This is a genomic window from Brevinematales bacterium, from assembly GCA_026415355.1.
In the GTDB taxonomy this organism is placed as follows: Bacteria; Spirochaetota; Brevinematia; order DTOW01; family DTOW01; genus SKYB106.
In genome coordinates this window covers 21,976-34,780 of record JAOAHF010000011.1, presented here as the reverse complement: position 1 = coordinate 34,780, position 12,805 = coordinate 21,976, and the positions used below count along the sequence as shown (strand labels likewise).

Sequence of the window (12,805 nt, the reverse complement as noted above, 5' to 3'; positions counted from 1 at the left end):
TTGATTTAACTCAGGATTATCTTGCATACAAAACCCCTCAAAAAGGTAATATATATTGATTTGTTAAAGATAACAAATCTTCTCTGTTTGCTGAAAGTAAAATAATAGTAAAGGATTAAAATACTTCCTATCAAGAAACTTCTGGAAGTCAATTTGACAATTGCAGGAAGTGTTATACATAAATTACCGAAAAATAGAGGTAATTGTATGGAAAAAGTAGTATTTGGTATTATTTTTCTGGTGCTGCTTGTTGGTAGAACTTATTTTAAGTTTTTTTTCTCATTCATTCTTTGATAGTTACAAAGGACTTGAACCTCCATTTTTGGTTGTTTATAGAAATGTACTTGGTGTAGTTTTAATAGTAGCGACATACTTTTATCTATTTGATTTGTATCCAACTCTTATGAAGATACACAGTTACCTATAGAATTTATGTATGTAGGCACTGTACTTTCGGTGTTTTGTTTATTTTTGATATTTTGGGATCATGCTAAGCTTGGTGAAAACTTTAGTCCATCTGTTGATAAGGCAAAGAGACTTGTCAAGGAAGGTCCTTATGCTTATATAAGACATCCTATATATGCTGCTATATAGTGTTATTTATATCTGGATTTTTAATAACTGGATGGTGGTTTTTTTCGTTATTAGGTGAACTTATCATGCTTTCTTTGGTAGTTTTGAGGTTACCAATAGAAGAGAGGATTCTTGAGGAAAAATTTGGATCAGAATATGTTGAATACAAGAGTAAGACTAAAATGTTTATACCTTACCTATTTTGATTTTAATTATTACTTAGATCCATAATAAGATTATGGTAATATTTAGAAATTGGATTCTTATCGTTGGGGTTGTAATTGTAGCTGTTTTGGTATTCATAGTTACAGTTGGAATGGGAGTAAGGATATACGAGGGTAGCCCACAGGATGTTATAAGTTGTATGGTTAGAGCATACAATGATATGGATTTTGAGTATGTTTCTACTAATTATCAGAGATTTAGAACAAATAATTTGATAAAAAACTTGTCACCTGAGCTAATTTATATAGTTGCTAGTTCATTGTATAGAGTTTCAAATTATCATGATCTACTTGACTTTACTAACTATTTTATAAGTGACAAATTTCTATCAAATAATGTGATTCTACTTGTGGGGTTTTCTCTTTCAGAACTTGGCATGTTTGAGGATTCTCAAAAGATTATATCTTATGTATCTACTAATGAATACTTAAAATACTATACTGATCATATACGATACTATTCATTCAGAAACTCTATATTTGTAGGTAAAGCTCGAATAATAGACTTTAAGGTAAGCTTTTTAAAGGATAATGATGTTGACAAAGTTGTAGAGTTATTAAAGATTTCCGATGATAATTTTGCTGTTTTTGTTTCTACTTTTCTTCAGTTGATGAAGAAAAACAAAAAGTCAGACGATATAGTCAGAGCTCTTGTTGGTAGGAGTTATAAAAATTCCTCTTCATTAGTGTCTGTGTCAGGAAATCTTATTTCTTCTGGTTTTGTAATAGATGGTGTGAAACTTTTTCTTACTACCTCTTTGCCTAGTCAAATACGTGATTATTATTCAGCATTACTCTATACTGAGACAAAGGAATATGATAAGGCTAAACCGATATTGGAAAGAACTTTGAAGGACTATGAGACAAATAAAAAGATTTTTGATTCGTATAACATATCATTTGATAAGTTGTTAATACTTAATTTGAGGGTTTTAGGAAACAATGGTAAGGAATTTAATAATATTGCGAGTAAGTATGTTAAAACAGGAGGAGTTGAATTTCTGTCCTATGTTTTGAGAAATTACAGATTATTAAGTCCTAAAGTTTACTTAAATTTTATAACCAACTATTACTCAAGAGTTGGACTTACAACGTCGACAAAGGGATTCTTGTCTGCCTTTATCTCCTATAATCTACACGAGGGAAATATGAGTGAGATAAATGAATTTGTATCATTTATGCTAAAGAGGACAAAAAATACATATTGGGAGAAAGAATTTCTATTGTTATCTTTCTTATTCTCGGATAACAAACCTTCAATAGCAAGTGATATAATTACGAGGTTCCCTTTTACTTATGAATACATAGCAATGTTAGAGCTTCTCGATACAAATACTGAATTGAAAGAAAGGGTTATGCTAATACTTTCTAATAATTATATGTCTATTCTAGGTAGATATAAGACAAATTCTAATCTGGATGATCTTAATGCCTTGATAGGTTTTAGGTATATAGTAGATAAATTTGGTCTTAATTGGGATAGTGATGTCAACGTATATGAGGAAGTTGAAAAATTTAAGAAGAAGCTTCTCTTTCAAAGAGTTTCTGTATCAAATGCCAATTTTCAGACCAATGAGATAGAAACAAATATGGTAACAAGTTTGCCTAATTATATTTATTCAATGTATAGTAAAGGGATTATTTTGGATGCTCATCTTGAAGTCAGGTATATAATACCGAGGCCTAATATAATGTTGGTAGAGGATTTTAAAAATCTGGGAATGGTTGATTATGTAGTTAGATCTTATGAGAGATTTGGTTTTCAGAACAACAATATATACTTTTTGAGAGCATTCTATACAATTGCTTTTTTGGATGAGTTATATCCTACTCCTTTTGAAGATAGAGTAGATAAGTTTTGTTTTGTTTATGGTATTGATAAATCTCTTGTTTATTCTATAATGAGGCAGGAAAGTAGATTTTCTCCCTTTGTAGTTTCGGTTGCTAATGCTATAGGACTTATGCAGTTAATACTATCAACTGCTGATGCTACTGCTAAGAGATTTCTAAAGACAAAAGAACCTTTGAAGAGTTTGGATGTTTTTGTGATTGAGAATAACTTACATTTAGGGATATCTCATCTAAAAGAACTTGTTGATTTCTTCTCGAGGTATCCAGAAAGTATGAGAGAAGTTTTAGTTATAGCATCTTATAATGGCGGTATAACGGCAGTTAGAAGATGGTATGATTCTTTAAAGACTCAAGATAAAATAATGTTTGTTGAAGGTATAAGGTTTCATGAGACAAGAGAATATACAAAAATTGTCAAGGAAAATAAGTTTATCTACGACAACTTTGTTATAAAAAGTACTACTACTGTTAGGGCATCGATTTCGAATAACTAGATATGTGTTGAAAAGTGCCCTTAAAGTATCTAAATTCTAGATTAGATAATTTTTTTATGTTTAATCAAACAGATATAACTCATGATGAAATACGAAGAATTGTTTCGAAAGTTGTAAGAGATATTATCAAAAGGAAGCCAGAGTATAGAGAGTTGATCCAAGACTTAATACAAGAGGGTACTGTCAAAGCAATAGAATCTATACCAAAATTTGACAGATCAAGAGGAGCTAGTATTAGAACTTTCGTAAGAAAGTGTGTAAAGAATGAGATAATAAACTATCTAAAATCTTTTTCAAAATATAAGACACAAGAGCTTGATGAAAATCTAGAAATGGTGGATAGTAGATCCTCTGATTACGAACTTAGGATATTAGAAAAGCAAGTAAAAACTTTTATCGAGACGAATGATAAACTCTTTTCAGAAGAGGATAAGGAGATATTAGATCTCTGGTTGATGGGATACAAGTATAAGGATATAGCGAAAAAGATCGGTAAGACAAAGAAATATGTTGACAATTCAATACAAAGAATAAAAAAATTACTAAGCCAGCATTTTAAATCATGAACTTCATAAAACTAACTTTTGTTATAATACTTTCGATTTTGATAGTCTTAGTATTGCTTGCAGTGTATTACGATTCTGATAGGCTAAAAATCAAGAACGTAACTATAAACCATAATGTCAAGAACTACAATGAGTACATAGATCAAGTAATTGTAAATATGGTAAAAGATAAGAATATTATTTTTCTTGATAAGGTTATAATTGAAAAAAATGTTAGTCGTATGTCAGAAGATTTAAAAGGAGTTAGAGTTATAATGTATCCACCTGATACTGTATATATTGATGTTATACACAGGAAACCTGTGGTTAAGGTTTTTAACGGAAATGGTTATGTACTTTATGACGAGGATATGAATACCGTAGATAAGTATGATAAAGAAATTTTCGATGAACTAATAACTATAGTACCGAAAGTTTCTGCTGATAGTGGTGTACTTGAAAACATAATAAGTACAGTGAGTGCTACTGATGCAAGTATAAAGATGAGTAAATATTTCCCTGATGTTTTTATAGTTGATAAAGATGGTATATATGGGTTTAATTCTCTGTATAAGATAAATATATATTTTGGTAGTAGGATGAATTCTGAGAAACTAAAGAAGGCTTTTTTATCAACGAAATATATAATTCAAAAAAAGTTGCCAGTAAGGTATATAGATGCTAGATTTGAGAATCTTATAGCTAATTGAAAGAATTTTTTTGAAACCTTAAGAAGTTGTGATGTTTTTTTTACTTTACTTTACTTATATTCACGATTATGGATGTTGTATTAGAATTGATGATTTAGTTTTATGTAAAACTTATCTGATTCAATTCCTAATGTAATTCCCCATAAGATAAGAGTTGCTATTGTTCCTGTTATTGAGGTTGTTCTCATGTTATCTTTGAAGTAATAATAGTATTCTCTCATTTTTTGGTATTCAGGTTTTCCGTATTGATTATATAGGAAGTCATAGTATCTTTCTTGGGAATCAGCCCAGAAAAACATAGATATACTTGAAACAGTTGCTATACCCAATAATATGGTTATACCAGTCATTACATTGTATTCAGTATTTTGATTTAGGTCTTGTAAAGTTGCTGACAGGTTAGTGTCTGAATTAAGTTCAATATCAAGAAATTTCTCTAGATTATTTTTTTTGAGCCATATTCTGTATTTACCAGTTGGTAATACTATATTTGTTGGTGTTTTTCCAATGTATTGACTTTCTATGAAAGTATCTGCTCCTAATGGTATTGAGTTTATGTATAGTTTCTTTGTATTTTTGTAGTTTTCTGATAAGTCTTTTGAGTATATGTTTAGTGCACCACTTTTCAAATATACATACTCATCTATTATTAATGGACCTTTTGAGAGTGTTATCTTATGGATTCCTTCAGAGAAAAATTCCGGAGTAGTTTTCCCTCTACCCATATATAAGTCATTTACAAGTATGTCAACATCTTCAGGTTTTGTTTCTACTTTTAGAATTCCTGTTCTGTAGTTGTAAAAAAATGGTTTGAGTTGGTTGAAAACTTTTCTATCAGTAGACAAGAAATCGATAAGTTCTAGGTTTGTTTTCATTAAGATAAAGTTTGAGGTAGTTTGGTTTGAAACAATTACAACCATTGATATGATTATGTTTGTTAAATATCTATTAATGGGGGATTCGTAAATATCGTAGAAAACTAATATTGAAAAATCCCCTTTACTACCCTCGGTAAAGTTAACTCCATTAGTTAATTTTAGTACCCAGTCATAATTGATCAAAACATTACTCAAGAAAATGTTGTCCTTCAACTTAATTTCCTCTATAACTAAATTTTTGTCAACAATTTCTGCTACGAGTATGTTAGTATTTGTAATGAAGACATAATAGTTAGTTTGTTTAATAAAATTTGTTGTGTATTTAGTGTAAGTGTACTCTTTTATCTCTTTATCGTTGTATGTTTTTAGTATCTCTTCTTCTATTTTGTCTCTGTTGAGTATTTTTATTTCCTCAACACTGTAGTTGTATTTTGATAGGTATCTTATGAAGTTTTTTAAGTTTATAGATATAGTGTTTTTTATGATGTTATCTAAATCTATAAATTTCTTGGTTTTTGTTGGTATTAAGTTTGTTTGATCTTGTGATGTTTGGATAGCTTTTTCATTACTTGTAATGTTTGTTATAGTAATATCTTTAGTTTCATCTTCGTGTTTTGGTGATTCTAACTTTTCTCCTAATTTGGTTATTAGATCTACTTTGTGGGAAAGATCTATGATATAATTAGTCTTTATAGATTTTATTTCTGCTATTGAAACTACTATATCTGTTTTTAAAACAGGTTCTGTTATTTTTAGTTTGTTGATATTTGGGGTACATGAGAGAGTTGAGATTGCTAGTGCTAAACAAAATATTATTAGTGATCTTTTCATAGAGAAGTATTTTAAATAAAGGATATAATTTATATCATTTTTAGGCTAAGTATGTTTAAAAATCGCATATTGAGTAGGTTTAGGAATTTCATTATTGTACTTTATTGGAGTATTTGATTTTGTAAAACTTGTAGTAGAATTTTGAGTTTGATATTTATGTAGATAATACTTATATTTTTAAGCGATGATACAGAGTGTTTCTTTTAATAGGTTAATGCCGAATCAGGTTAGGAAGGATGAGAGTTTTGTAGTTTATACTGTTCTTACTCTTTCTAGGAACATGGCAGGCTATGATTTACCCATGAGACTTGAAGATAAGCAGAAAAAAGAAATAAATTCTAGAGTAAAAGAATTCTTGAATACTCTCCCAGATTATGAGAACATAACTGATATTACATCAATAACATCAAAAGATAATGAACTTTTAGGTCTTATAGATAGAGAGATCCTTGATTATGAGATTATAAAGTTTTTAGGTGGTAAAAGTAGAAATGTCAGAATTTACTTGGAGAATAGGGCAAAGTATTCGATAACTACTAATGTTTATGATCATTTCTATTTGAGAACTACATATCTTGGTAATGGCATTGATGAAGTTTTTGATACTGTTGAAAGGATGAGTATACTATTTGATGAGTATTTTGTACCTTCTTTCAATAAATCCTATGGATACATAACCAGTGATATTTCAACAATAGGACATGGTGTCAAGATGAAATTCCTTTTGAATATATGGGGGCTTAGAAATTCTAACAATTTGGAGAATATTATTGATACTCTTTCTTCAAATGGTGTTTACTATAACCATAATCCTCTTTACGATAGGACAAACTTTATGGAGTTTAGTTTTGCGTTTCAACCAGACAAGTCTATGATAGCAAATAAAATAATGTTTAAATCACTTATTGAGAGAGTCAGAGAGATTGAAATAAAAGAAAGAATGAAACTAGGTGATAAGTTTAGTACTTTTAACATAGTCAAAGACTATAATGATTTCAAGACTACTGTGAAAAGTGCTAACTTTATACACTACAAAGCATTTGTGAATATTATATCAAAGCTAAGCATAGTTTCATTCTTGAGTTCTCTAAGAGATAAGGAAATAGTTGATTTAAGTGAGCTAATTAACTTTTTATTGGTTTTTTTGAGAGATGCTAGTATAATGCTTCATTCGAATATACCACCAACAGAATCTTTTATAGGTAGAGAAAGAGCAAATATGTTAAAAAAATTTTTTAATATCAGTAAGTAATCATCTTTCGTATTCATAGTAACGTAGATCTGCTGGGTATTCAACCCAATAGGAAACAGTAGTGCTTACTTCTTTGCCTTTAGCGACAGGAATTTTTATATTAAATATACTTTCTTTCATTATCTGTTCGTAATTTGAAGTGGGAGATGGTATTATTCTTTCTATGCCTATTTTTATCCTATCGTCTGAAGGTATTGGTATTCTGTCGATTATAGTTATTTCTATATCACTTGATAGGTTATTTTTGATTGAATTTTTGAATACTCTAACAATTCTCTTGTTGGTTCCAAGGAATTTAGGATTTTCGGTTTTCTCCTCAACTATTTCTCTTTTTACGTCTATTTCATTTATTAATAATCCGTATGTTTCGAATACACTGTTTCTTGGTATTACGCTATCTATGACTAAACCACTTATTGTAGCTTGACCAAATGATATTTCAAGTTCTCCTGGCAGGATAGAATTGGGTAGGTTGTTTGATATTATTAGTGTCATGATACCTTTTGGGTATTTTGAGGGTATAGCAATATATCTCTTTTGAATACTTATAGGATTAGTAGATATTGTTATCTCTGATCCATTTTCTACAGTAATCTCTTTATCTAATTCAAAAGCTATTCCAACATCTAAACCTTTTTCACTTATTCTTTCACTTTCTTCCTCTTCTTCTTCATAATTATCTACATTCATGGTTTTTTTCATAATACTTGGTTTAATAGCAGTTTTGAAGTATCTTGTTTCGTAGATGTTGCCTATAAGTTTATCGAGGTTTATCCTAACGTATTCTTTCTCCATTCTAAAAGTATAGAAAGTTGTCTTATAGGATTTAAATTTGAAACCTTTAGGTAGTGATACTATAATTTTTGTTGTTATAGTGTTATTATCAGCATTTAATTTGTAACTACTTTCCCAGCCTCCTGATAATAGGAGATTTAGTGTTCCAAATGGTTTTGAAAGTATGAAGACTTTATACGTTTGAGTTGAAGATGCTATTTTCTCTTCTAGCTCTTTGACAATCTTTTCTTTATCTTCTTTTTGAGTTTCTAGTAATTGTAGTTCTTTTTTTAGGTTGATAATTTTTTTGTAGATGTTATTGTACTCTTCAACAAGGCTGTTAATACTTTTTTGATCTTTTTGACCAGATGATCCAATTATGATTTTTAGAATGTCAAGATTATCGTTTAGTCTGTTTATCTCGTATTGGGTATCCTGCATTTTACTTTCAGCATATTTTATTTCTTTTAGTATGTTACTTAACTCAGCTAGTAATTTGTTATCGGTAATATTAGTTATAAAGGATTCTAATATGGTATTATCTTCGATTTTCATGTTGTAATCTCCATTAGGTAGGTATATGATGTTTGTTTTTAGGTTTATTCTAACTAGTACTCCATCTTTATAAAATAATACATTCGTGTTTGCTAAGGCATATTGAGATATGAAAAATAGTGCTGTAGTTAACAATGATCTTACTTTCATACTTGGGATTGTAAAATAACACTTTTTAGTTTTCAAGTGAAGTTTTAAGTTTCTAGATGCTTAATAATGTTGTTGTTTTTGTATTGGATTATTATTTTTGTGTAATTATTCTCTTTTTTTATTGAAAAACAGGTGTTTTGGATTTATGATACTATTCAGAAGAGTAGGATGTATTGGGGGCTTTAAACTAACAAAAGAGGCCTTCCGATAATCCTAACTAGACAAAGGAGGCTTCTTATGAAGAAGGTAGTTGTTGCTGGAGTGCTTTTATTAATAGTTGTCGGGATGGTTTACGGGGAGATAGAAAGGACACTTATTGATTTTGGTAATTATGAGGAAAAAATAGGCCAGTATCTGTCAAAAGAAAAACAAAATTTGCAGAATCTTGTAGATAAGTATAAGCAAGAAGGGCTTGACCTGTATCGAGAATGGTTTTATTCTCAAGAGAATGCTCAAAAATTGCTTGATATATGGTTTGATCCTGCGTCTTGGAAGATAGAAAACTGGAAAGTAGAACTAGTATCATCTGCTAGGTTTATACCAAATATAGTAAGCTCGTACTTACTTAAGGTTCAGAGTAAAAGGTGGGGTGATGTAATGGGTGTGAGGATAAAATTCCCAGTTAATCCTTTCCTATCTAACGCAAAAGTACTTCCACCGTTTAGATTTACCCCTTACTATTTGGATGGTTCTCCAGTTGATTCCGAAGCGGATTTTTCTAAGCAACAGTACACTGATGAGGAAAGAGTTAAAAATGGCATCATTATGAATGTTCTACAAGTTAAAAGAGTTTCTCTTTGGGTTTCTGGTAGGAATTATAAGCATTTGGTATCCGTTGTACTTAGGAATGAAGATGGAGTTGAAGAAGAGTACTTTATGGGGCCATTATTCTTCCAAGGTTGGAGAAGACTTGCTTGGGAAAATCCCAACTATATAGAACAAGTTAACCAGAGGATATTACAAAGATTACCTTTGTATCCTAGATCTTTGCCGTTCAAGGAGTTTGCGTACTTTAAGATTTACAAACCACAAGAGGAGCCAGGTGGTGATTTTGTAGTATACTTTAAAGATGTGTCTCTATCATTCGATAGAGCAGTAGTACAAGAAGAGCTTGATATTGATGATGAGAAATATTGGCAAATCTTGTCAAAAGAAAAAATAGAATACACGAAGAGATCTCTTAGAAGAATTATAGATCAAGTTGAGCTTGTTGAGCTTGAAAAAAAGCGAAAAGCAGCATCTCAAGAGTCGGGTCAGCAAGGTCAGCAGAGAGCTCAATAATACTGTAGTAAGGGGTTGGCATACTCAACCCCTAGTTTTTTGTTCCTTTTTTGGATTCATTTCAAATGTAATTTTGCTTCTATTTAACTTCAAGTGTTTTTGTATTTGCTGATTAGGTTTTCTCAGCTTCGGTAGAAACAGAGTACTAATTGTTGGATGAAATGTTCTTGATGAAGTGTGTTCTTTTAGTTGGGATAGTTGTTTCTTAGTTGTGATACTGATACATTACTGATACATACTGAGTTTTATTAATGGTTTTTAAGTGATTTTTGTTAGTAAACTTGGATGTTTATGTTTTATGAGGTACGGGGGGATTTATTTCTATCCCCTTTTGTAACCTTAATAGTGTATATCTTCGATTTTTATTTTCCCAGCAAAAACTTTGTAAACATAAGATTGATAAAGTGCGACAAGTGCAATGCCTATTAGTGCTATAACTAAACCTATTGTAAGGGTTAGTTCACCTGAAGCTGCTTTATATATAGTTATATTGTATTTTTCGTCAATTGAGGATTTGATTAAGTTTGGATACATTGCGAAGCCAAAGGAAAGTATAATACTAGCTAGTGTGGCGGATGAGAATATGAATATTTTCTTTGTACTCCCTTTGTTTATGAAAAACATTACTAGTAAGAAGCTTAGTACTACTATAATTGGTGCTATTGTGAATAGAGGATATTTAATAAAGTTGTAAAAAACTTGTTTTTCAAAAATTGAGCTAAACACTATCCATACCAGTAGTAGTACTAAAGAGGAAATCCAGAATACTTTGGATAGTTTTATAACCTTATTGTATAGTTCTCCTTCTGTTTTATTTGATAGATATGCTAGAGAATGAAGTATTAGAAAAGATAGTGTTGTTATGGCACTTAGCAAAGCAAATGGATTTAGTGCGTCGAATAAATGTAGTCTGAATGGCTCCTCTGTCATACTAACACCCTTTAGTATGTTTGCTCCTGCTACTGATAATATTACTGCTATTAGGGTGCTGGATATGCCTAGTATCCAATCCCAAGTTTTTCTCCATATATTCGATTCAACTTGACTTCTGAACTCGAATGCAACTGCTCTAAGTATGAGGGAAAAAGCTAGTAACATGACAGGTATGTATGCGGCACTAAAAAATCTTGCGTAAGCCATAGGAAACATGCCAAATAGAAATACACCGAATGATAATAGCCACACTTCATTTCCATCCCATACTCTACCTATTGCATTAAGTATTATTCTTCTTTCATTATCATTTTTTGACAAAAATAAAGAAGCTATTGCTCCACCTAGATCAAATCCATCAAGTATTACATATACTATTAAAAATATACCAAGGACAAAAAACCAAATCTCAATGAGCCCCATAGTGTACCTCCTCTATACCTTTCTTTACTATTTTTACTGTAATAAATATCCACAACGCTAGTAAAACTAGGTAAATACCAACAAATGTGAATAGTGTAAAAGCTACTTCTGGAGTTGTTATTGGTGAAACTGCTTCTCTAGTTTTAAGTATTCCGTATATTGTCCAAGGTTGTCTACCAACTTCTGCTACTATCCATCCAGTCCAACTTGAGATTATTGGTAAAGGTATCATAAACGGTAGAAGTCTTAAAAACCATCTAACGTTTTCTAGTCTATTTGAGTAATATAGTAGTACTGATAATATTCCTACAATAGCAAATAAGAATCCTAATCCAACCATTATTCTAAAACTCCAAAACACTAAAGGTATGTTAGGTAGTTCTGATTTGTGTAGTTTATATTCAACTATTAAGTCTTTTATTCCTTTTACCTCTGCGTTTACGTCTCTATATGCTAAAAATGATAGTAGCCCCGGTATTCCTAAAACAAACACATTTGTCATGTTTTCTTGATCGATTGCAGCAATGATAGGTTCAGTGGCAAATCTTTGTGTTTCCCATTGTGCTTCCATAATTGCTAGTTTAAGAGGTTGGTGTTTTGCAACGTATTCTCCACTTAAGGTGCCAAATAATATTTGTGTAATAGCTGAAATTGTGAATACAATCATCGAGACTTTAAATGATTTTGAGAAAGCTTCCTTTTGAATACCTTTAAGAATCTTGTAAGCACTAATTGCCATAACTAGAAGTGAACCTGTTATAAATGTTGACAATACTGTATGTGCGAATCTTATGAAGTTTGGAGTGTTGAATGATATAGCCCAGAAATCCGTTAGTATTATTTTACCATTTTCTATTTTATAGCCTGTAGGAATCTGCATCCAGTTGTTTGCTGTCATTATCCAGAAAGCTGATATTAGGGTACCTATAAATACTAGAAATGATGATAATGTCCTAACAGAAGGTGATATTTTCTTCTCGCCGAATACTAATATGGAGAGAAATGTAGATTCTAAGAAAAAAGCAAATATTGCTTCCATAGCTAATGGTCCTCCAAATATACTACCTGATTTTTCTGCAAATACAGACCAATTAGCACCAAACTGTAATTCCATTACAATTCCAGTAGCAACTCCGACAGCAAAACCTACAGCAAATATTTTTACAAGAAAATTCCCAATTCTTCTGTAAAGATCATCTTTTTTTATCATGTAAATCAAAAAGAATATGAATATCAGTAGAGATAATCCTATAGTAAATGATGGAAATATGAAGTGCATAGAACCTGTTACTGCGAATTGCCATCTTGATAGTGTTAGTGCATCCATATAT

Annotated in this window: 10 protein-coding genes; 6 read left to right on the top strand and 4 right to left on the bottom strand. The window is 30.7% G+C overall.

Annotated elements, in window-relative coordinates:
* Positions 1-432 precede the first annotated feature (432 nt).
* From N2712_05370 to N2712_05355, 4 genes are all read left to right on the top strand, one after another.
* Entirely contained in the window at positions 433-594 is a 162-nt protein-coding gene (locus tag N2712_05370; protein MCX8029411.1) for a hypothetical protein, read from the top strand.
* 217 nt (positions 595-811) lie between these two features.
* The gene (locus N2712_05365; GenBank protein MCX8029410.1) at positions 812-3,142 is read left to right on the top strand and encodes a lytic transglycosylase domain-containing protein; all 2,331 of its coding nucleotides are present in this window, start codon (positions 812-814) and stop codon (positions 3,140-3,142) included.
* Between the two features lie 56 nt (positions 3,143-3,198).
* On the top strand, positions 3,199-3,708 hold the full coding sequence (locus N2712_05360; GenBank protein ID MCX8029409.1) for a sigma-70 family RNA polymerase sigma factor: 510 nt from the start codon (positions 3,199-3,201) through the stop codon (positions 3,706-3,708).
* Positions 3,705-4,397 carry a hypothetical protein gene (locus N2712_05355; protein MCX8029408.1) on the top strand — a complete coding sequence of 231 codons (693 nt, stop codon included), beginning with the start codon at positions 3,705-3,707 and terminating at the stop codon, positions 4,395-4,397. Before N2712_05360 ends, N2712_05355 begins: the two co-directional genes overlap by 4 nt.
* An 80-nt stretch (positions 4,398-4,477) precedes the next feature.
* On the opposite strand, the gene N2712_05350 is transcribed toward N2712_05355, so the two are convergent.
* Positions 4,478-6,106: a PEGA domain-containing protein gene (locus tag N2712_05350; protein ID MCX8029407.1), complete on the bottom strand. Its 1,629-nt coding sequence runs from the start codon at positions 6,104-6,106 to the stop codon at positions 4,478-4,480.
* A gap of 184 nt (positions 6,107-6,290) precedes the next feature.
* Between N2712_05350 and N2712_05345 the strand changes: the two genes are divergently transcribed.
* Complete coding sequence (locus tag N2712_05345) at positions 6,291-7,358, top strand: hypothetical protein (protein ID MCX8029406.1); 1,068 nt, start codon at positions 6,291-6,293, stop codon at positions 7,356-7,358.
* Here N2712_05345 and N2712_05340 read toward each other — a convergent pair whose 3' ends face one another.
* Positions 7,359-8,837: a DUF4139 domain-containing protein gene (locus N2712_05340; GenBank protein MCX8029405.1), complete on the bottom strand. Its 1,479-nt coding sequence runs from the start codon at positions 8,835-8,837 to the stop codon at positions 7,359-7,361.
* Between the two features lie 237 nt (positions 8,838-9,074).
* Between N2712_05340 and N2712_05335 the strand changes: the two genes are divergently transcribed.
* Positions 9,075-10,118, top strand: coding sequence for a flagellar filament outer layer protein FlaA (locus tag N2712_05335; GenBank protein ID MCX8029404.1), 1,044 nt, complete (start codon positions 9,075-9,077; stop codon positions 10,116-10,118).
* Between the two features lie 339 nt (positions 10,119-10,457).
* On the opposite strand, the gene cydB is transcribed toward N2712_05335, so the two are convergent.
* Both cydB and N2712_05325 read right to left on the bottom strand, forming a co-directional pair.
* Positions 10,458-11,474 carry a cytochrome d ubiquinol oxidase subunit II gene (gene cydB, locus N2712_05330; protein ID MCX8029403.1) on the bottom strand — a complete coding sequence of 339 codons (1,017 nt, stop codon included), beginning with the start codon at positions 11,472-11,474 and terminating at the stop codon, positions 10,458-10,460.
* Positions 11,461-12,801, bottom strand: coding sequence for a cytochrome ubiquinol oxidase subunit I (locus N2712_05325; protein ID MCX8029402.1), 1,341 nt, complete (start codon positions 12,799-12,801; stop codon positions 11,461-11,463). Before N2712_05325 ends, cydB begins: the two co-directional genes overlap by 14 nt.
* Positions 12,802-12,805: the final 4 nt, after the last annotated feature.